Source organism: Vibrio sp. 1731 (assembly GCF_033339955.1).
In the GTDB taxonomy this organism is placed as follows: domain Bacteria; phylum Pseudomonadota; class Gammaproteobacteria; order Enterobacterales; family Vibrionaceae; genus Vibrio; species Vibrio alginolyticus.
This window is the reverse complement of sequence record NZ_JAWOVO010000021.1, coordinates 62,348-82,390: the sequence shown is the minus strand read 5'-3', so window position 1 is coordinate 82,390 and position 20,043 is coordinate 62,348. Positions and strand designations below refer to the sequence as shown.

30 protein-coding genes are annotated in these 20,043 nt (G+C 49.2%); 1 reads left to right on the top strand and 29 read right to left on the bottom strand.

What is annotated here, in order from left to right; translation table 11 throughout:
* From R7035_RS20205 to R7035_RS20065, 29 genes are all read right to left on the bottom strand, one after another.
* Nucleotides 1–202: hypothetical protein (locus tag R7035_RS20205; RefSeq protein WP_042632561.1), on the bottom strand; the 202-nt coding region annotated here is incomplete at its 3' end.
* A 72-nt stretch (nucleotides 203–274) separates the two neighbouring features.
* A complete protein-coding gene (locus R7035_RS20200; protein ID WP_015058952.1) occupies nucleotides 275–598 on the bottom strand; it encodes a hypothetical protein in 324 nt (107 codons plus the stop codon).
* Nucleotides 540–2,267, bottom strand: coding sequence for a toprim domain-containing protein (locus R7035_RS20195; RefSeq protein WP_000122923.1), 1,728 nt, complete (start codon nucleotides 2,265–2,267; stop codon nucleotides 540–542). The genes R7035_RS20200 and R7035_RS20195 overlap by 59 nt, the downstream gene beginning before the upstream one ends.
* Nucleotides 2,268–2,444: 177 nt before the next feature.
* Nucleotides 2,445–2,831, bottom strand: a complete 387-nt coding sequence (locus R7035_RS20190) for a hypothetical protein (protein ID WP_001077335.1) — start codon at nucleotides 2,829–2,831, stop codon at nucleotides 2,445–2,447.
* 106 nt (nucleotides 2,832–2,937) lie between these two features.
* On the bottom strand, nucleotides 2,938–3,084 hold the full coding sequence (locus R7035_RS20185; RefSeq protein WP_001032042.1) for a hypothetical protein: 147 nt from the start codon (nucleotides 3,082–3,084) through the stop codon (nucleotides 2,938–2,940).
* Nucleotides 3,085–3,288: 204 nt separating this feature from the next.
* The gene (locus R7035_RS20180) at nucleotides 3,289–4,140 is read right to left on the bottom strand and encodes a hypothetical protein (RefSeq protein ID WP_000595210.1); all 852 of its coding nucleotides are present in this window, start codon (nucleotides 4,138–4,140) and stop codon (nucleotides 3,289–3,291) included.
* A gap of 74 nt (nucleotides 4,141–4,214) precedes the next feature.
* Nucleotides 4,215–4,772: a pyruvate dehydrogenase gene (locus R7035_RS20175; RefSeq protein ID WP_000064431.1), complete on the bottom strand. Its 558-nt coding sequence runs from the start codon at nucleotides 4,770–4,772 to the stop codon at nucleotides 4,215–4,217.
* Between the two features lie 73 nt (nucleotides 4,773–4,845).
* Nucleotides 4,846–5,088 carry a hypothetical protein gene (locus R7035_RS20170; RefSeq protein ID WP_405532174.1) on the bottom strand — a complete coding sequence of 81 codons (243 nt, stop codon included), beginning with the start codon at nucleotides 5,086–5,088 and terminating at the stop codon, nucleotides 4,846–4,848.
* Complete coding sequence (locus R7035_RS20165; RefSeq protein WP_000184110.1) at nucleotides 5,078–5,347, bottom strand: hypothetical protein; 270 nt, start codon at nucleotides 5,345–5,347, stop codon at nucleotides 5,078–5,080. The genes R7035_RS20170 and R7035_RS20165 overlap by 11 nt, the downstream gene beginning before the upstream one ends.
* A complete protein-coding gene (yfbR, locus tag R7035_RS20160) occupies nucleotides 5,340–5,945 on the bottom strand; it encodes a 5'-deoxynucleotidase (RefSeq protein ID WP_000071870.1) in 606 nt (201 codons plus the stop codon). Before yfbR ends, R7035_RS20165 begins: the two co-directional genes overlap by 8 nt.
* A gap of 71 nt (nucleotides 5,946–6,016) precedes the next feature.
* Entirely contained in the window at nucleotides 6,017–6,220 is a 204-nt protein-coding gene (locus tag R7035_RS20155; protein ID WP_000050848.1) for a hypothetical protein, read from the bottom strand.
* Nucleotides 6,221–6,421: 201 nt separating this feature from the next.
* On the bottom strand, nucleotides 6,422–8,875 hold the full coding sequence (locus R7035_RS20150) for a phosphoadenosine phosphosulfate reductase (protein ID WP_001187970.1): 2,454 nt from the start codon (nucleotides 8,873–8,875) through the stop codon (nucleotides 6,422–6,424).
* A gap of 87 nt (nucleotides 8,876–8,962) precedes the next feature.
* Nucleotides 8,963–9,349, bottom strand: coding sequence for a hypothetical protein (locus tag R7035_RS20145; protein ID WP_000042274.1), 387 nt, complete (start codon nucleotides 9,347–9,349; stop codon nucleotides 8,963–8,965).
* Between the two features lie 232 nt (nucleotides 9,350–9,581).
* Nucleotides 9,582–10,133: a hypothetical protein gene (locus R7035_RS20140; protein ID WP_172692934.1), complete on the bottom strand. Its 552-nt coding sequence runs from the start codon at nucleotides 10,131–10,133 to the stop codon at nucleotides 9,582–9,584.
* 73 nt (nucleotides 10,134–10,206) lie between these two features.
* Nucleotides 10,207–10,638, bottom strand: a complete 432-nt coding sequence (locus R7035_RS20135; RefSeq protein ID WP_000687894.1) for a hypothetical protein — start codon at nucleotides 10,636–10,638, stop codon at nucleotides 10,207–10,209.
* Nucleotides 10,639–10,698: 60 nt separating this feature from the next.
* A complete protein-coding gene (locus tag R7035_RS20130) occupies nucleotides 10,699–11,928 on the bottom strand; it encodes a DNA cytosine methyltransferase (protein WP_254216663.1) in 1,230 nt (409 codons plus the stop codon).
* Nucleotides 11,915–12,319 (bottom strand): hypothetical protein, encoded by a 405-nt coding sequence (locus tag R7035_RS20125; protein ID WP_254216662.1) that lies wholly within the window; start codon nucleotides 12,317–12,319, stop codon nucleotides 11,915–11,917. Before R7035_RS20125 ends, R7035_RS20130 begins: the two co-directional genes overlap by 14 nt.
* Before the next feature lie 77 nt (nucleotides 12,320–12,396).
* Entirely contained in the window at nucleotides 12,397–12,699 is a 303-nt protein-coding gene (locus tag R7035_RS20120; protein ID WP_000410925.1) for a hypothetical protein, read from the bottom strand.
* 77 nt (nucleotides 12,700–12,776) lie between these two features.
* A complete protein-coding gene (locus R7035_RS20115) occupies nucleotides 12,777–13,121 on the bottom strand; it encodes a hypothetical protein (protein ID WP_000209093.1) in 345 nt (114 codons plus the stop codon).
* A 191-nt stretch (nucleotides 13,122–13,312) separates the two neighbouring features.
* Nucleotides 13,313–13,666, bottom strand: a complete 354-nt coding sequence (locus R7035_RS20110) for a hypothetical protein (RefSeq protein WP_000994741.1) — start codon at nucleotides 13,664–13,666, stop codon at nucleotides 13,313–13,315.
* A 68-nt stretch (nucleotides 13,667–13,734) separates the two neighbouring features.
* Nucleotides 13,735–13,926, bottom strand: coding sequence for a hypothetical protein (locus R7035_RS20105; RefSeq protein ID WP_000651508.1), 192 nt, complete (start codon nucleotides 13,924–13,926; stop codon nucleotides 13,735–13,737).
* A 57-nt stretch (nucleotides 13,927–13,983) separates the two neighbouring features.
* Nucleotides 13,984–14,259, bottom strand: coding sequence for a hypothetical protein (locus R7035_RS20100; protein ID WP_000340223.1), 276 nt, complete (start codon nucleotides 14,257–14,259; stop codon nucleotides 13,984–13,986).
* Between the two features lie 4 nt (nucleotides 14,260–14,263).
* Nucleotides 14,264–14,716 (bottom strand): hypothetical protein, encoded by a 453-nt coding sequence (locus R7035_RS20095; RefSeq protein WP_001176699.1) that lies wholly within the window; start codon nucleotides 14,714–14,716, stop codon nucleotides 14,264–14,266.
* Complete coding sequence (locus R7035_RS20090) at nucleotides 14,706–15,095, bottom strand: hypothetical protein (protein WP_000026577.1); 390 nt, start codon at nucleotides 15,093–15,095, stop codon at nucleotides 14,706–14,708. The genes R7035_RS20095 and R7035_RS20090 overlap by 11 nt, the downstream gene beginning before the upstream one ends.
* Nucleotides 15,096–15,156: 61 nt before the next feature.
* On the bottom strand, nucleotides 15,157–15,381 hold the full coding sequence (gene yfaE, locus R7035_RS20085) for a class I ribonucleotide reductase maintenance protein YfaE (RefSeq protein ID WP_001102700.1): 225 nt from the start codon (nucleotides 15,379–15,381) through the stop codon (nucleotides 15,157–15,159).
* A 65-nt stretch (nucleotides 15,382–15,446) separates the two neighbouring features.
* The gene (locus R7035_RS20080; protein WP_238901844.1) at nucleotides 15,447–15,884 is read right to left on the bottom strand and encodes a hypothetical protein; all 438 of its coding nucleotides are present in this window, start codon (nucleotides 15,882–15,884) and stop codon (nucleotides 15,447–15,449) included.
* Between the two features lie 391 nt (nucleotides 15,885–16,275).
* Entirely contained in the window at nucleotides 16,276–17,142 is an 867-nt protein-coding gene (gene blaPSE, locus R7035_RS20075) for a PSE family carbenicillin-hydrolyzing class A beta-lactamase (protein ID WP_172692933.1), read from the bottom strand.
* A 151-nt stretch (nucleotides 17,143–17,293) separates the two neighbouring features.
* Entirely contained in the window at nucleotides 17,294–17,767 is a 474-nt protein-coding gene (gene dfrA1, locus R7035_RS20070) for a trimethoprim-resistant dihydrofolate reductase DfrA1 (RefSeq protein WP_000777554.1), read from the bottom strand.
* Between the two features lie 82 nt (nucleotides 17,768–17,849).
* Nucleotides 17,850–18,593, bottom strand: coding sequence for a subclass B1 metallo-beta-lactamase VMB-1 (locus R7035_RS20065; RefSeq protein ID WP_172692932.1), 744 nt, complete (start codon nucleotides 18,591–18,593; stop codon nucleotides 17,850–17,852).
* A 371-nt stretch (nucleotides 18,594–18,964) separates the two neighbouring features.
* On the opposite strand from R7035_RS20065, the gene R7035_RS20060 reads away from it, so the two are divergent.
* Nucleotides 18,965–19,933, top strand: a complete 969-nt coding sequence (locus R7035_RS20060; protein ID WP_008169685.1) for an integron integrase — start codon at nucleotides 18,965–18,967, stop codon at nucleotides 19,931–19,933.
* Nucleotides 19,934–20,043 lie beyond the last annotated feature (110 nt).

The following is a 20,043-nucleotide window of genomic DNA, read 5'->3' as shown; positions in this document are numbered from 1 at the left end:
AGCAAGCCAACTTGTCGTCAAAATCGGTGTTGCAAAAACGGGAGTGACCATAGATTCCGTTTTCTGAGACGACCCCTACAATACCGACACCGATGGCTGTTACGGCGACCTTACGCAGGTCTTCACCGATAGCTCCCAGAGTCTTCTTGTCAGGAGAGAAAAGACGCACAAACCACGTCTTAATACGCAAAAACTTTTTCATGATTACCTCCATAGTTGAAGAGGAGGCGAATCATGCCCGAGAGGGCATGAACACCCCCTCAGGGTTAAAGTTTTAGGCAGACAAAGCTGTTGGCTTCGCCTTGTTCATCTTCATTGAGTTAATGATCTTCGTCGCTTCATCAGCAAACGGGCCAGTAACTTGGATAGGCTCCCTTCTTGCGAAGGAGGCTGTCACCATCATTCTCTGGCCGTGCATCAGATGACGATACCGAGACCGCATAAGCTCAACGTAGGCCGCAGAGTCCCCCTCCCACCCCTCAGGGGGAGAAAAGGGGCACACCGCGTCGTTACCAGGCGTTGTATCAACCTTCGAGACATCAATGACGGCCATACTCAGCTCTCCTTCTCGCAATGAAATCGCGCAGGTAGCGAGCATTCGGGAAACCGAGGCTTCCCTGACTCATCAGGACATCGTTCCAGTCAATCCCTTTCGCTCTGGGCGGGATCGGGAGTTTAGGCAGCAGGACGTACACACGAATGCCGCGCTTCTCCAGCTTGGCTTTCAGCACGTTCGCTGACTTCTCACCAGTCACAGACTTATCTTTGTCAGCCCAGATCAGTACGGTGTGAACACCTTCTGGAACCTCGAAGGACTCCATCAGGGTCGCATTGACCGTTGACCAAACCGGGATTTGAGTGACTCGATAAGCTGACAGGGCTGTTTCCAGCCCTTCTGCAACACCCAGGATACCCTCAGTCGGTTCACCGAGGCGGATGGCCGCGCCATTGACATCCAAACCGTCAGGAATGGGCATCATCTTCTTGGCGTTGCCGACCTTGGCTTTTTTACCGTTTTGGGTGAGATAGGTGCGGTGGAGCGTTACCAGGTTGCCTTCCACATCTCGGATAGCGCAGACGATAGCCGGGAATTTCCCAACTTCATTGCCATCTTCGTCGTAGTAGGCCATAGCCGGATTGAACCGCAGACAGTCTGTTTTTTCTACTTCATCAACCTTGAACAGAAGCTCGCGGTTTTTGAAGTACAGACGCATTGGCTCAGTCACATGACTGGAGAACGGCAAACACTCGTTCCATACCTTCTCGATTTTCTCACGGAGACGAGCACTGTAAGCGCGTTCGCGCTCCATTCTCTTCTCCATTTCTTCTTGGAGCTCAAGCAGCCAAGGCTTAGGTTGTTCACGAAACATCGGAACAACTTTCGGCTTGTTTTCGCTGCTTTGCTCTTCCGGTTGTGTGGCCGCATGTTGTACTTGCGGTGCCGGAGCTTCTACCGTGCGGTTGACCACAGGGGCCGACTCAACATGGTGACTCACCGGCTCAACACCACCGTTCGAGCGAGCGCGGAACTGCGTTACCGTAGCGCCGCGACGTTCCACCAGCCAGGTGTTGCGATGCGTTTGCATAGGTTGTTCTCTCACAACATTCCCCTGCTCGTCCTTAACTTCAACGACGACAGTTACAGGCTCGCGCCCGAGGTTTGTCATGACGATCTCATCCCCATACTTGGCTTCACTTTCACCAATGGCTCTTTCAAGATCCACGCCCCAGATGGTGCGTTCCAAACCGCTCTTGTCACGGATGAAGGCAAAGTAGCTGAGCTCGTTGTCTTCGTTATGCTCATAAGGAGCTTTACCGTGGGCAATCAGAGTACCGGCAATGGATTTTTTACGATTCTTGGAATCGAGAACCTTGTTATTCACCTTCATAGGCTCTTGCTGAACAGGCGCTTTGGCCTGGACAGGAGCTCGTGTCGGTGCAGCGGCTTGTTGATACTGGGGTTGCTCTTTCTCAACGCCCAGATAATCACCAACCTCGCTCAGGCACTGTTTAAAGTCCCAGTTATTGAGCCACATCAGCAGCTCAAAACCATCATGATTGGCACCGCATGTATTGCATACGCCGCCACCAGTCAGGTGGGCATCCTTGAACAGTCGGAAGCCATCTTTCCCGCCGTGGATAGGACAAGAAACATGACGACCAGGTTTACGGAGAGCTGGTTCAAGATGGGGCGCTAGGGCCGCCAGGATGAATAGCCAGTTTCCGTTTGCAGCTTCACGAACGGTGTCAGCTTTGTAGTAAGACATAGGTTTTCTCCTTAGCGTGAACCCCAGCATCGAGGCTTCCTTAAACCCCCGTCGCCAGGGTTTTAAGGAAACCCCGACACCGGGAGAATGTGCCAAGGAGGCTCCCCAGCCGGGGAGAACTCCCCGGCGAGGGGTTTAAAAAGGTCGCCCCCGAAACGGAGGCGAATTTTGTGAATATCACAAGCACAAATGAGTGCCATCTTCCGAGGCCATCATGATTGTGACATCTGCGGTTACAGGATCTGACTTAATCACAACCTCAGTGGGTTTGAAAAAGCCATCTACAGTGGGCATGGGGTAATAAAGACGAATCTTTCCCCAATTCTTGTTGTCGGTAAAAGCGACCTTTGTTTGAGCAACACAAAGCTGCAAAAACATGAAAAGGAAGTCTTCTACCGAGTGCTTACCATCTGCACCAAATACTCCATCGACAATTGCCGGGGTCACTGCCACATTGGTCAGGAAACCAGCTTGTTTACCGATGGAAGATTGGTCCACCAGCAGACCATCATTGATGGCTTGTTGACGGATTTGGGCGAGGTCCAATTTAGCTACTTGGTTCATAAGGTGTACTCCAAAGTTAATGGGTACACCTACCCCGTGCGGGGAAGTGTACCCGCATGGGTTATTGAAAGGTCACGGCCAAAGCCGAGCTTTAAGGTTCCGAGTTTTACGCTGGCTGAATGCGCCAAAGAACGGTCGGAGGAAACGAGTCAGCGACACGCTTCACATTCGCGTAAAGAGTGTCCTTAAAGACACGCTCTAAGCGACGACCACCTTGACGATAAACCAACTTAAAGTCTTGGAATTTGTTCATGGATACCTCCAGAAATAACGGGAGGTATCTCCAGCAGGAGATAGACTCCCGCAGGGATTAATAAATTAACGTTAATTTGCTGTTTGTTTTTGGCGACCAGCTATCGCACGCTTTCGCCCTCAGGGAGGACAAAATCTGCTTACTGATGGCTTAACCATGAGTAAGAAGACTTGGGAAGTAAAGCAGGGGTTTCCCCCTGCCTTGTTATGCCGCTTTGAGGTGGCGAGAGAAAAAGTCCCTGGTTTGCTGGATAGCGCCCCGGAGAAGTTCTCGTCTGTAGCCAGCGTAGCTCTTGTCATCACTGGCAACGGTCAAGCCGTGCAGACTCTCTTCACCCAGGACAATCTCGTTTTCACGAGAGAGTACCTCAACACGTAGGCCAAGCACTCGCTCTTTCCCTTCCAGGATAGAACAAATTGTTTGGTCTCTTACTTCGTCATCCCAGTGGCCCATATCGAAATCCCGCTCAGGGAGTTCAGTAACACGCACCAGGTAGTTTTCAGTGGCCCGTTCCCAAACCACTTCATCTTCGCATGGAGAGGCCTCGATCAGCGAGTACCCGTCCGCTTCGAGCTTCTTGGAAAGACTTTTTACATCATCCGCCAGCTCCAGCACAAAGCGTTCCCAGAGGTCTTGCCAGCGCTCGACCATATCCTGGTTAATCCCTTCAATGCCGGTGCCAATCATGGAATCATCATCAGGGAAGATCCCTGTGAAGTCCACGTTGTCGTCGATGTTCATGCAGTTCCAATGGCTGTAGTGATGCCCGTGACTATTCCGAGTAATGGACAGGTCACAGGAACCATATTCGCGGAGGACAGAAAGCATATTCTCAATGTCTTTCTGTGCCATCAGGTTCTTCACGCGGCTGACAGCATCCACTTGGCCGGGCTCAGTGCTGAATAGGCGATTCATGAGAGCTTTGACGTCATCAACGCTCAAATCCCCGTAGAAGGCTACGCCATCCCCCTGGCAGTATCCGAGACTGTACTCAATCGTCAGATCATCCGGGTATCCACACTTAACCAGTTCGTTTTGAAAATGCTGTTTAATCATTGGTATCTCCTTAATTTCAGAGGGAGACACCATCCCCTCAGGGACCGATGTCCCCCGTGGGGTTAATGTTTGGGTTAAGAAGCCTTGCGGTTTAATTCAGTATCAAATCGAGGACCTTTGAGAACCGCAGTTTTCATAACCTCGAAGTTTCTTGGGTAACGCAGCTTTGAAACTGCGCCAGCTCGGATGTCGGCAGCCTCACTTGGAGAGACTAGCCTTAACCCTTCGCTGGTTTCAGCGTAGAACCAACCGGCATAACGCTCATAGGCATTCTGCTGGTACTGTTCAGTCGCCATATTCTTCCGGATCGCCTCTGTTAAGGCCTCAACAACACCGTCATCTTTCGTGATGATGTTGAAAACATGAGAGACGGTCAGGAAGTTCCCAAAGAAGCAGGCTGCCCCAAGCCAAGGCTGGAACATTTCGCCATTTCGCCCCGTCCTCACCATTGGTTCAAACGGGTATGGGCGATAACAGTGATACTGCTCAAACATCGGGTCAAGAACGTTGTCACCCAGGACATCCAGTAAAGTCTGAATGCTGTCCGGGTCTTGGCCTGCCCACTTACTCCCATTGCTGAGAATCAGTGTTTTACCGTCAGTACGCTCCAGAGCTTGTTCAAAGTTAGACATAGTGCATTCCTTTTGGTTAGGACGCACCACACCCTCTCGGGATGATGCGCCCGAGTGGGTTAGTTGAGAAGGCTTAGCCGTCAAGTCCGTAAATTACGGCGGAGCCGGGCTCCATCTCGACAACTTGTGCGCTTCCTTCTTCTATCAGCTCCTGCATGTAACCAGACTCAGCATCCGGATTACGTTCGCAGTGTTCGTCCCAGCGTTTCAAAAGCCCTTCTGTGGCTTGTCCGTGGGTCTCACCAAGGCCGATAAACTCATAGTGTCCTGTGTTTACGATGATCACCACCATAGCTAGTGCTCTCCTACAGGTCACTTGGTACATACAGGTCATCTTTGATGGCAGAAAAATCGACAGGAGACTGGTCCCCATAGGTTCGATTCACGCCACCAGCATCATCGACACTGACAAAAACCGTGCGGAGTAAACCGCTGGGCTTTGCAGGGTAAACGATGCTGACATGCTGACCTTTGTACTGTTCTGACAAAGTGCTTTGAAGCTCATCAACCGAACGGAATTTCCGGTCGCGGCCAAAGTCCTTAATCTTGATGTCGCCAGGGATTGGATTAGTCATCGTTACCCCCTGCCAGCAGTTTATCTACTGAATGGCCGAGTCCGTTACCAAACCATTTGTCCAGAGCGTCGATTTCCGGGAAGTCCGATTTCACCTGAGCAACAACACGTTCCATTTTGCTGAGAGCATCCTGGAACTCAAGGCCATTACCTGCGGCCACCTCAAGTTTGCACTTGATGTAAGCGGAGTAGGTATCACAGGCCTTAACCAGTGATTGTTCATAGCCACCGGGAGCGAAGGCTATGGCGACTGCATCCTGGAGTTCTTCGGGAAGAGTCTGGATGAGTTTGTCCTCTGCGGCCTTTTCCAGTCGTTCAAACTCACGCTGCAAAACAGCGTTTGCTTTCTTGACCGGTGTTACAACATCCGAACAGAGAACCTCGGCTGCATCATGCAACGAAGCATGAGCAAGCATGACTGCCAGATCCACCGACTTCCCTTGCTGAATGGCAATATTGCCAGCCAGGTAGGAAAGCAGGGTAACAACAGCGCTGTGTTCCAACACAGACTCCGGTTGAACAGAGTGCATCAGTGACCAGCGTTTGATCAGGCGTTGGCGCAAGGCCAGAGCTAGAAAGCCGAAATTTGAATTAGACATAGTGCCTCCAAAATTGGTTGGAGGTACACCAAAGCCGACCGGGCCTTGGTGTACCCGGTTGGGTTACTTAGTTATCTCGGGTCAAGCTGCTTAGCTATAGCGAGTAAAAACGGATGGAATGGATGATCTTGCGGGACACCCCCAACAAGCTCACGGGCTAAACCGACTGAGTTTGTAGCCAACACCTCTTTGACGGCCAGAATGATTTCATTGTCGATTTCATCCTGGGTCTTTCGTTGTTGGTCCACCAGCCGACTTAACTTGTCTAGGCTCATGCTTCTCTCCTTTGTTTGTGGGAGAGAACCCAGGAGGGGTTTCCTCCCGAGGGGTTAGGTTATTGCTGTTTTGGGCCAGCTACCGTTATAGCCAGCAAGCGCTGACAATGAACAAAGAGTATGACAGCCACCTAAAAGGGTAAAACGCTGTAATTGCCCTTTTGGGGTGCAAAAGAAAAAGCCCTCCCGAAGGAGGGCTTTTTATGCGGCCAAGGACAAGCCTTGCTGTCCTCTTTGCAACTCTGTGTCGTCGCGGCGATGTAAGCGTTGAACCGCCTTGATCATCGTTCTGACATGTCGCTCCAAAGAGGCTGGATGGCGTTTTGACAGTAGGTTGATCCAGTCGAGATAGATAGCAAGCGCGGAACCTTCGGTTAGGGCTGCCTGTATCGCCTCATACTGCCCTACGGCACTCTGGACCACATCATTCACCCACTGGGCGTCAGTATTGTCCAAGAGCTCGCAGAGGGCCGTATAAGCCTTCCTTCTGGTCGCGGCCATGTAACGACGAATGTTGGCGTTTCCGCTCCCCTCTCGCCCTTCCATGACGCTCATACAGAATGCGCTGGAGTAACAAAGCATCGCGTCAGTCACGTAGTTAAACCATCGCTCCTGATGCCGTTTCTGTTCTTCCATTGCTTCCTGGTCAAGTTGCTTCTCGATGAACAACCCCGTCGGAGTACGGTGGTGCAGATGGTACTTGAACGTTAAGTGCAAGTTGACCCACCAGCGTACCGTTGCCAGTCTTCCCTTGATTTTTCGCTTCACCAGATCTTTGTACTTAGCATCGCTAAGCACTTTGACATCCTTGCGCTGTTGGATTCCTTCCATCGTCTGTAGCCCTGTAAGGCCCATCTGGTGGTAGGTTTGACCTCTTTGCATCATACGGTGATACAAAGCGCCTTTTCCTTTCGCAAGCTGGATTGCTCCGAACCGAAGGTAGAACTGCGCTGCACTACCGGGCGTATAATGTCCCTTTAGTACAGACTCCCTTAGTCGCGGGTATTCGTTCCAGATGATGAACGCAGCGGAGTCGGGATCGACTTTCACTTCATCATCTTCTGCGAAGCAAACCACCCTTCTCTTTCCGTCTGCGGTATTGATCACTTGCGCTGCCAACGGGTCATCCCCGCCGTCAAAGTAAGCCATTTCCGCTAACGGATCGGCCAAGCCATCAGAAAGCGAACCATCGCCCCAGCGACCAACCTTCAACCACAATGGCTTCGGAATTGGTGACTGAGGAACGGTTTCACACTGCGGCTCGTCTTCCAGCAAGTCCAGATCACCCATCGACCAAACCCTGTGGTAAATCTCCAGGGCATGGAAAGGCTTATCATTGAAATGATGGAAGGCCCACATGAAGTCGATATGGACTAAAGCCTCTTCCGATATGATCCGGAATTGTGGCTCTGCCATTCGACGGTTCCAGTCGTTATCCTCTGCTTGACCAGTAGCCAGCTTGTATGCCAGCTCATCAGCTCTCTTTTGCTCCATGTAGTCCATGCTGCAACAGACATGAAGCAATCGTTCTAGGAAAACAGGACTGTAAACGTCCGGCTGTATTTTGATGTATCCGCCCTCGTAAATCGTTCGACCTACGGGATGGCGGTCTTCCCATGCGTACCGGCGTTTTGCCAAGTAGCGCTGGATGCGGTTCAGCCCCGACATATAGCCATGCCTTTCAGGGTCCGTGGCAAGCAACGTCTCCATTGACTTATCCAACCCAACAGCCTGGCAAGCCCAGCAACCGAAGCGAGCGCCACAGGCGTCACTGGCCTTCTTCTCTGTTGCCGACCACACGCACTCCCCTGTTGCCGCCTTGTAAAGCTCTGCCGTAGTGACATTGCTCTCCAAGTAACTTGGCAGAGGATATGCTGAGCCCATGCCAGCGGATAGTAAGAACTCCCAGACATCACTCGCCAACCAGTTTTTCACCACATACAGCTCACCCCCATCTTTCGTCTTAATGACGCGATCTGAGCTTCCTCGCTGTTTTGCAATGTTGGCCGCACGAATAGTGCTTTCAGCATCACGACTGCCCAGCAAAAGGCAGACTTTCTGTCGAACCTCTTTGGGAAGCTCTCGCATATAAGCTGCCTTCGCTCTTTTGGCAGAGGTGATTTTTAAATCCTGGCTACACTGGCGGGCCGTGGAGTTGGAAAACGTAGGCAACCCCCTCCCAGTAAGGATTCGGCCCGTCCAACTCTGCGAGATCCCAGGCTTTGCTAGAACGATGGTCAGAGGAAGGTTTTCCTTCGCAATGAAACGCTCCAGCTCGGCCAGTTTCTGATCCGCCAGCCACCTTACCTCTGGGCTTTCGATCAGTGTGTCAGTGTGCAAGATGAAGTGGTGCTGGCTGATGGTCGCCCCACTCCTTACAGCCCGGATCAGGGCCATCAGGAACAGGTGCAAGACCGTTTCAGAATCTTTACCACTGGAATAGCCGATCATCATGGTCCACCCATCAATTAAGGCCGTGTGAATGGACTCAACCGATGACGTGATCAACGATGACAGACTGGTTCCTCTACTGGCATCAACGAAGTTCAAATCCTCGTTATCAGTCAGTTCTGACCAAACAGAATCCCACTTATCCCCACGCAAAAGCACTGGGATGGGTTGTTCTGATAGATCAAAGTTTAATGTTTGTTGCATAGGGCCTCCTGGATTAGCAGGGTGCCCATCCCTTCCGGGAAAGCACCCCGGTAGGGTTAAAATTGAATCCTGGCTATCAGACCTGAACTAGCTGCTACTCGACATCTGGTTGTCTTCGTATTGCTGCTTGGCCTGTTTCACCAGATCAATGTCACCGTCTTGCAGCTTTTGAATATCAAGCTGTAGACGAGCCTTGTGTTTCAACAGTTCAGCGACCGCATTATCAATGTGATCAATGAGCGATTGGTTTTTTTGGATGGTGTAACTGTTGAGTTCATCGAGCAGGGGCCATGCAACACTCGAATGAGTGTTGAGCAATGGGTACTCTGCTTCGATCTCACAAACCACACCGTTTGCTCCTTCTCTGTAATGAGGGAACCCGACACGCAGACCGATACGACGATCCAGCGCTGCATTTACAGTACATTCCAAAGAAGTTCGGTTTGAAAAAACATCGTTGACGTTTTTAGACATGCTATATCTCCGTTCAGTTTATGACGGAGCCCCCCTAACAGGAGGTGCTCCCGTCAGGGTTGATAATTTGCTGTTTGTTTTTGGCAGCCAGCTACCGCACTTGAGCGCCTAAGGCACTTTCCGAAGCACCCTGGGAAACCGAGATGCTTGGGAAAGCGCGGGGTTTCCCCCTGCGCTGATTACCCTTTTTAAGGGGCCGGTACGCCGATTTCTCGGCGCACTCAGGTTGAAGCTACACAGTCAAGAACCAACGTTTCATAGGGACGGTGATGTCTATCATCCCGTTTCCACATGGATTCTGGCCCCAGAATCTGTAGGTCGTCTCATAGAAGTCAAACTCAGACAAGGACTGAATCTGCGCTTCTGAGCTCGGCTCAAATGGTCCGCAACCGATGTGCATATTGAGCCCATAATCTCGAAGCTCTAGCTCTCCGAGATTTAGCGTCTTCCCGCCCACACAAGCAACCAAGTTCTGGTTTCTGACGTCGCCTTCTTTGAACAGCAAAGCTGACTCATCGTAGCTCCCATATTGGTTGGTAAACTTCACAATATGCCCGTGCTTAGGTGAGGTTTGTTCCGACAACTCTTTCAGTAATCGCTTTACGCTTTGAAATCTCGCGTACAGAGCTGGCGTAAACTGCCCAGAGTAGTTCAAGTTTGGGCAGATCATTTCAAGCATCTCATCAGGTACAGATTCAAGCCCCATTTGCGCGGCCAATGGCTTCGCCTTTTTCAGACCTTCCTCAAGCACTCTCTGATTTACAAGTTGTTCTAATGTGTTCATTTGACTCTCCACTTTCGAGAGAGCAATGCAAGCCGTCTCCGGACTTACATTGCCCGTTAACGGCTTTATTGGTTTATCCCAAGAGGTACGGAGCTACGCCAGTCAGGAAGCCCATGACTCCCAACACAGCGCCAACCACGCCCAATTTGATTGACAGTTGGACACTTTGATCCGGATGGTTCCAGAACCACTGCCAGACTTCCCAGCGCCTGGCTCTGCGAACCTCAAGATTTACAGTGTCTTTAAAACGAACACCCAGAGCATCTACCGCATCGTAATCCAGCGCGACCGCCAGCTTTGTGATGGATAAATTCCCAGGGTTGCCCATCGCATACCGGAGAACCTTTGCTTTGGTCTCTGGGTTTACGATCATAACCGGCTCCCTCCTGAAAAAACGGGTCTTGTCTTTTCGCTTGGAATCCATGTTGCGGTTATGGAACCTGGCAATGCAGTGTTGAAGGCCTGAATCCTCGGGAGGTAAAGGCACAACAGTTTCGATTTTCATGATTACTCTCCTTTCGGATAGGCCGGAGCAAAGGCCTTTCGGCATTGCCCCGGTGAGTTACTAATGAACCAAAGATGAAGTGACCATGATTGCGTCTCCGGACATCATTACCGGGAGATATTCGCAAGGCTCATGGCCGCAGCTCTTTTTAGTTCCGTTAGGTGAATAGACAGCCAATTGACCATCCATAATGTTGAAGGGCATCCCCTGTTTTTTCGCTGCCGGTGACAGCTTGAGAGTGCCCTTTGCGTCAACCAATGCCGTTGCCCAATGGAAGTCTTCACCACCGATCACCGGCTGTGATTCATCCACGACTTCGACCATGATTGGCATCATTCCAACCCAGCTCCACAGGCTGTTCCCTAATGCGAGGGCTAAAGCCTCGAACGCGGGAAAGACTACCGATTGCCCGAGAATCTGGTGGGCAATAGTGTCCGACAGACCTTGGATGAGTTCCTCTGGTATCCCTTTCACTCGACAATGTTCTGTCGGTGTAAAGATGCGAGACAACTCCGGCTGTTCTGGATGAACAATGAAAGGTTCGGTACTTCTGCATTTTGCATAGTCCTTACCTATGGTGCCGCAAAACTCATCGTCGCCAGTCAGAAGCTGGCGAGAGAACCCCTTGCCAGCAGCTTTGTCTCTCAACTCCTTCTCAGCCAGATAGTCAAATGACTTCCAACGTTCAGAATCGAGCGGAACTGGCTCCAGGATGTCCTGTATGCGACTTTCCTTGGTGCGAACAGGCTGAACCTTCTCAAGTTCAAACCCGTCGATCCCGTGGGAAAGCGCAACAACACAAAGACGCTTGCGGCGCTCAATAACCCCAAACTCATTGCCGTCGAGAATGCGCTCTTGTAGGGAGTAACCCAACGAAGAGAGCACCGAACGAATCACTTCCATCGAAGCGGTGTTCTGGTACTCAGGCACGTTCTCAATCAGCACAACGGCTGGGTTTAGCGCTTCTACGAATTGCAGGAAGTTGAAGAACATGGCACCTGCCGCCTCATGCGATTCGGCAAACTCCAACTTGTTCTTACTGCGACCTGACTTTGACGCGCCGGTACACGGTATGCCCCCCATCAAAACATCCACCTGTGGTGGGCGTTTGCTGAGATTCACAGCCTGGATTGGCGATTCGATAACAATAGAATCTTCGTTCCAAAGCTCCGGGTTATTTGCCAAAGACGAATCGAGATATTTCCCTTCCATCTCCACGGCCACAGATATGGCACTGGCAATTCCCGCCTTGTGAAAACCGGCGTGAATCGCTTTATCAAGCACCCCCATGAAAGAGGCTGCATACCGAAAGCGATTCTCCATTCTCCAGCTTACTGATAAGCCGGTTGACGCGCTCGATCACTCGCTCTTGTTGATGGTGAGCAGAGATCACAATTGCGCCGTTACGGATGAACACGCGGAGCATCTCTACACCGTCAAAAACGGTAGCAAGCTCCTGCACGGTCAGATCGATGATTGGAGACACCCGGCCATTGCGCTCGCGCTTACTGATGGTGAACTTACCCTCCTCTTTGACGCGAAGCACAACCTGGGAATCTTTCAGCTCCAGATCATACTTCATGCCAGGATAGTAACCTTCACGCAGTAGCTTTTGGCCTTCCAGCCAGACGCGCTTCTTGCCTCGATGTTCTCCTAACTTGGTGTTTACGATAGTAGCCATGAGCTCTCTCCTTTCGGTTGAGAGGCCACTACCGTCCCAATCGGGAAGTAATGGCCCCGATGGGTTTAAAGTGGTTCTCAGTTCACAGCGATGCCGTGAGACTGAATGGCATTAGCAAAGCCAGCCATTTGTTCAGGGAAGGTGTAGCGGTTGATGTCCTGGCTGCGAGCCAGATTGACATGCACCTTCTTCACCTTCGTTTCGTCAGAGTCGTACTTTTCAAGCGCCAGCTTCTCAGCTTCTTCCGGATCTCGGCCCAGCGAGTAGGCGTAAATCACAGAGGTGAAGCCAAGTCCTGAGCCGAATGCGTAGACTTGTTTCTCGAAATGGACGTCAGCGAAATAGATGCTGAATCCGGATTTGAGGTTATGTTTTTCCATGATGCACTCCAAATAGTTTGGGGGCGCACCACGTCCCGAACCGGGCGGATGCACCCGGTTTAGGGTTAGTAGATTGCTCAAGCTGTTACGCCAGCCTGAGCCTTTATTGCTTCAAGCACGATCTCTGCTTCCTTGATAGAACCAGTGCTGTACAGCTTATGCAGCACCCGGCCAAGGTTCACAGAGATCTTTTCTTTCACTTGGAGATACTTGACATAGAAGTCATACAGTTTCTCCGCCTGCTCAAGGTGGGACATGCTCTCAACGGGAATGGTATTCCCTGGATTGCAGTACCACTTTCCGAGCACCTTTTGTACAAATCCCTCTTTGTCTCCTACGAACTGATTTGTGCCAAACACCCCACTGGTTGGTGAGCGTTGAATAACAGAAATCGGATTCGCAAAGCTGGCAAGAGTAGTCATAGTTGTGGCTCCATGTTTGTCAGGGAACCACCAGCCCGAGGGGCAGTGATCCCCCAAGGGTTATGTAGAATGCTGTTTGTTTGGGGAGGCCAGCTACCTCACTATTCACTCTCGACAGAGAGCAAAATCTTGCTTTCCGAGGGGCACAAACTTTCACATGTGAAAGTCGATGCCACTGGGAAAGCAGGGGGTTAACCCCCCGCTTTAACCCGCGCTAAGCGGTTTAGGATAGACTTCACGCCTTCCCTTACTCCAGATGGATCGTAACCTGCTTCATCGCAGCAGACCACAAATGAGAATGGATGTACCTCATCGGACATCACCCAAGCCATCGTTTCCTGCTTGATTTCACTTCCAGCTCGACCATCAGCAAGGACTCTAAGGCTATGCCATAAAAGCCCATCACGTAACTGCCTTACCTCATCATCAGTCCATTCAGGCTTTGGCTCAAATGGAATGACTTCTGCGGTCTTCGGCTCTTCATCCAGGAAGAAAAGCGGCAGCTCAAGCTGGTTTTCCTTCTGGATCATCTTCACTGCATTCATGGTGACTCCTTTTACGGGCACCATGCCCCCACAGGGGCATGAAGCCCCCAGTGGGGTTACAGTCATAGTTACTTCACGCCTGCCAGTTGAGAATTGATGTTCTCTTCCAGCCAGCCTTGAAGCGATTCAAGGTCACGTTTGTCTTCCGTATTGCTGGCTTTACGTGCATCTTCCGACACAGCGCTCAACATGGCGTTAGCCTCAGCAAGTGATTCAACATTGTTCCCAGGGAACACAATCGTTTGACTGTGATCTTTCATGGTCTTCTCCTTTGAGAATGGAGGACCGTCTCCCATCAGGAAGAGCGGCCCCGTGGGTTAAAAGTAAAAATCCTCCAGCTCTTCATGGTCAGGCTTTCGCTCAACTGGTCGAAGCAACTCAGCTTCATCAGCGAACTCAAGCTCAGGATGAAAAGCAGGATGAAATCCTCGATGCCAGACTGGACGGTCATTATCGAGGTCTAAGTAGCAGTGCCTCCCACTGGCTGGGTGATAGCAGTAAAGCCACTGTCTACCACTAACGGTAAACGGCTTCTCTGCACCTCCACATGCCGGTACAAGGTTATCTGCTGCTATATGCGCTACAGCATCCATAGGATCAGTCCTCATCTTCGTCATCACGAACACAAAGATCACGAGCAACTATTTCCGCAGCTATCAACGCATAATCGTTGCCCTGCCAGAACCACCGCTCCGCCAGCTCATAGGCTTCGCTGGAAGGTTCGCCATAACCATGAGCCACCACGTAATCGTGGAACACTTCATGATCAAATGCCTTGCCATCAGCTTCCATGAACCAACCGACAGGGCACTCCAGAATGCGATGCCTTACGACATCTCGCTCTGAATACCCCTCTCTGACGGCTTGCTCCAACATTTCCCGCGACATACCAGGAGGAGTGATGATCTCTATGCTGATCCCGTCACTTCCTGCAAGATTGTCCTCGTATGGAAGACCGGCAAGTGTAAGGTGATTGCGCTTGCACCAGCCGATGGTCCGAAGTATCCGACTTTTGTCAGACTCCCTGGCCGTGTATCGGTTAAGCTGCATAGCCACCTCCAGCACACTCCCCATCTTCGATTTCACTTCCGAGCTCGACCATTCCAATCAGGTCAAGCTGGGTCATGTCCGAATCCAGAGAGCAGTCAATTGCTGACTGAATGATGCCTTTGTGGGCCAAGCCTAAAACGGACTTAATAGTCGAAAGCAGAGACTCGGCTTCGCTCTCGATTTGCTCCAGAATGTCTTTCCATTCCCAGTGCTCAAACGGTTGCCAAACGACCAGATCCTCAGGCTCGTCTCCCCGTTCGACACACTCAGACAAATACTCATAAGCCTTGCACCAATTCTCTTGTTGGCCCAGTTCACTGAGCACTAGAGCGGTAGCATGACCGTATGCGATTTGTTCAACTTTGGTATTGATAGACATAGTGTTTCTCCTCGTAATGGATAGAGGAGCCCCACCCGCAGGAAAGGCTCCTCCGGATGGGTTAAATTTCCAAGGTCACATCGGTTTTTGCTTTAGCGCAGCAAACCAACACTTCCCCTTCTTTGACAAATGCGATGGGCGTCTCGTCATAGGCCACTTGACCTTCGAGTAGACGAACCCGGCACATGCCACAAAAGCCACTGCGACAATGCGTTTCAACAGTGAGGCCTTTGCTTTCGATTTGCGCCAACAGCACATTGTTGCTGGCTTGAAGTTGTACGTTCATGGTCACGCTCCTTTGTTGTTGATGAGCGCGACCAATCCCCTCCGGGATGTCACGCCCCGGTTGGGCTACTCAGCAAGTGCATAGACACCTACCTCGATGCGAATAAAGAACCTGGCATCTTGAAGAACTTGCCTGACCTTTGCTTGCCAGTGGTTGTTCTCTCGATGCTTTGCGTAGGGTTCAATCTCTTTGTAAATCTGCTCCAGCTTCAACGTTTTCCCCTGTAGGGTTCGGCGTATTGCAGCTTTCCACGTAGTCGAAACCATATTGGTTGCTCGACGGTGTACGGCAGCAAGAAGACAGAGCGATGAGGCAACGTCGTTACGACGAAACACCAACAGCTTTTCATGGGCGATACGCACCAGCTTCCCGGAATACTGAGTTCGGTCACTCACACAGTTGTGCTGTGTTTTGATGATCTCATCCACCAGCTTCCCAGGTGCGATACGTTCCACAAGGCTGGACAGGTTGAAATAATCCCCATCGCGCCTCAGGTTTCCCATCTGTTTAGTACTCCAGTAACATGTAACATTTTCTCAAGTGCCTGTTTTTACGAGAAATCAATAAAGTGACACTTTTTGGTGTTTTCCGAGTAATTTTGAGCTCATTGTAACCTTTCAAGATTCAGGAATCGCGTTGAATGTTGCGGGAACGGCAGGAGGTTGCCAAACAACTTATAGGTGGCTGTTCATACTCGGCAGGGGGAAAATTCTACGAGAGCTTAAACGCGTTCGTAAGGGTCGCAAAGCGGACATTCAGATTTCGGAATAACGCCGCATTAAGGGGCAGCCAACGCTACTACCAACTTACCGCATAACACCGTAACCACAAAAACCAACGCATAATAAAAATGCCACGCGTTGGCTGTCCCTCTTAAATGCTTTGTTAGCCTTATCAACGCGATTGTGATGAATAAATTTCAAAAATTGAACGACCAATTTTAACAATTGCATCATTTCGATCTGCTATTGAAGCCTCTGTTTGCGCTAGATAGATACTAACTATGATTGGGGATTGAGCTTCACTCCAAACAACGGCTGTAATACTCCGAGCACCAAATCCGCCAGCACCTGAACGATCCGCAATATTCCATCCCTCTGGCAATACTGACCTCAATAAATTACCAGTGACTTGATTATTCACCATCCAATACTCTAATTTTTTCTGGCCATCTTGAGACAATGTGGAACCAAATAATAATTCATTTAAAGTATTCACTATTGCATTAGGAGTTGTCGTATCCCTCAAATCACCAAGCTTGCCTTCATTTAATTCAGGTTCAATACGGTCTAGACGGGTTTCTTTATCTCCGATTTGTCTTAGAAAATCCGTCACACTTTCAGGACCTCCTAGGGCATTTAGGATGATATTTGCTGCTGCATTATCACTTGTCGTCATAGTTGCGAAACACGCATCATCGAGTGTTATTGCTTGTCCTACTTGCTTTTCTATTACGGGAGAATAGGTCACAAGATCTGCTTTTTTGATCTCAACTGTACTCTTAGGATTTATTTCCCCTTGCTCAGCATCATATAATAATTTAGCACAAGCTATTGTTTTAAAAGTACTTGTTAAAGGAAAACGCTGATTGCCATTGTAATCCCAAGACTCTCCAGTTTGAGTATCAAGAACAGAAATCCCTATATGCGCAGAAAGAGATGCTTCAATTACCTTAGCATCTTGTTCAACCTGTTGAAACTTTGAACTATTTGCAAACACCATAGACGGTATTAAAAGCGAAAATACCAGTAAAAGCTTCATGTAATAACCTCATCATTTTGATTGGCTTACATCTTATATCAGAGTGTGAAGTATTCAAATAAGGCTAACGCCTGGCACAGCGGATCGCAAACCTGGCGCGGCTTTTGGTACAAAAGGCGTGACAGGTTTGCGAATCCGTTGCTGCCACTTGTTAACCCTTTTGCCAGATTTGGTAACTATAATTTATGTTAGAGGCGAAGTCTTGGGTAAAAACTGGCCTAAAATTGCTGGGGATTTCAGGAAAGTAAACATCACCTTCCGGCTCGATGTCTATTGTAGATATATGTAGTGTATCTACTTGATCGATCAGGCTTTTGTATATCTCCCCACCACCTGAAACAATGACATGATCCGTTATTTTCTTTAGGTTGGTTAAAGCATCTTTAATTGATGGAAAGATCAATACGTTCTCATTGTCAGATGTAAAACTTGAACGTGTTACGACCGCATACTTTCGGTTGGGTAATGCTCCCATTGATTCAAAAGTCTTGCGTCCAACCAACAGCCATTGGTTATAGGTAATAGCTTTAAACAGGAGCTGTTCACCTTTGGCACTCCATGGAATATCAGGGCCATTCCCGATAACTCCATTCTTCGATATAGCTACCATTAGTGATAGTTTCACAATTCTTCCTCAGAGGTTAACGCCTAAATAACAGGCTAAAAATAGTGGGCTAAAATGGAGCGGAGCGAACAGCCCACTGTTTTTAGTCCTTGTTGATTTTCTTGTTAGAGGCCGCTGCAGACAAAGCTAATGCTTGAGTATGCTTCAGTAAGCTAACATCTCCGACTTCACCATGTCCTGGAACAACTAATTTGGCATCAGGATAACGATTAATGACTTTTTGCATAGAGTTTGGCCATTCACTAATATTTGCGTCGCCTGTATAACCTAAATTTTTATTCTTAAGGCTTTTTACAAAACAACCTCCAAACAATATCTTTTCATTAGGTAGCCAAACAACAATATTATCCTCTGTATGCCCCGCTCCGGGATAAAATACACTAGCAACACCATCAATAAATTCAAAGGTATTACTTGATATTTCATCACTAGACACTTCTTTTTGGTTTAATTTAAGAAGCTTATTAGTTAGTGATGTTGCATACGTTTTTATTTTCAAATCATTTAAAAGTGGTATATCACCACTAGCATCCTCATGAAAATGCGTAACTACTGCACTTTTTATAGTTAGACCTTTAGCCTCAATCCATTCAATTAGTTGTTTTGTTCCTTGGGTTGTCCAAGGTGTATCAATCATATGTGCTTCAGTGCCATTAATAACAACTAAGCCTGAGGCTCCAATTAAACCCCATGGCTCAACCCTCTTATATGAAATATGTTGATAAACGTTATCACTTAACTTTTTTAATTTAAGTTCTTTAGTGCCTTCGTTGTTTGCAAATACAATAGAAGGAATCAAGAGAAGGAATAGAATAATATACTTCATGATGAAACTCATAGTTGAGTGGCCTCTAACAGCTTATTAGTTTGCTTTCTTATTAAACCGCAACACCATCACCCAGTCCAATACTGCTTCACAACCTGAATAACCTCGATTTTTCAGATCATTACCCCTCCATCTCAGGGGGCTTTTGAGCTTTTGGTTCTGTGAAAAGTGTGCACGTGGGATATTTATACACGTTTTTGCACGTTAAATCCAGTGGGTCGAATTTTTCCCATGCTGAAACAGATACCTACAGAGATGCATTGTGAAAAGCGAGCAGGGCCGTGCAAATTAAGCCGCAAGAATTTTGGTGTTTTTGGGTGTTTTTTATTATAACTGTACGTACATACAGCATTCAGCCACGGAGGGCGAGCGTGTCGAAATCACCGTTTCTACAATCGGTCCGCACAGAAATTAGGACAAAGCAGTACAGCTACCGAACCGAGAAGTCCTATCTTTACTGGGTTCGTCAGTTCATCCTTTTCAATGACAAGAAGCACCCAAAAGTCATGGGTAATCACGAAATTGAGCGTTTCCTGAATCACCTCGCCGTCAATCGGGGAGTCAGTCCGGGCACTCAAAATCAGGCGCTATGCGCGATTATTTTTGTCTACAAGCATGTGCTGAAGCGGGAGATTGAAAACCTACAGTACAAGATGACGAAAACGCCTCGACGCATGCCAACCGTTCTGAGTCCCGATGAAGTTGCTTCTATTCTTCAAAACATGGATGCAGAGTATTGGCTCATCACTGCGCTTCTTTATGGATGCGGTTTGAGAATCAACGAAGCTCTTTCGCTTCGCGTGAAAGACATCGACCTAAAAAGCCGCAGTTTGCTCGTATTCAACGGTAAGGGACGAAAAGATCGATACACACTGATTCCAGGCAATCTAAGAGAAAACATGGAGCGACAATTCGCCCATGTCAGGGCTGTACATGAGTCCGATCTGGCCGATGGATTCGGGCTTACGTCAGTGCCGGCCTCACTTCACAAGAAGTATGGACCGGCCATGAAGGACTTTGGTTGGCAGTACCTGTTCCCATCCGTAACAAGATGCGTTCATCCCATCGCTGGTTATGTGTGCCGCCACCATCTTCATCATTCATCGTACTCGCGGCGATTGAGGCAGGCCGTTCTGGCCACGGGAATCACCAAGCGTGTGACGGCTCATACCTTTCGGCATGCCTTTGCGACAGAGTTATTGAGATCGGGGAGCGATATCAGGACGGTTCAGGAAATTCTTGGGCATAGCGACATTCGAACGACAGAAATCTACACGCATGTCATTGGCGATCGACGTGCTGGAACCGTCAGCCCTTTTGATCGTTTGCCAAGTTCTTGATGGGGCATTGCTTACCCGTTTAAGGGGCGTAAAGCCTGGAATTGGGGGTGCGGCGAATGTTCGCTTTTGTTTACAAAGTGGAAGAAAAAGGTTCCGGCCAAAAGCCATAT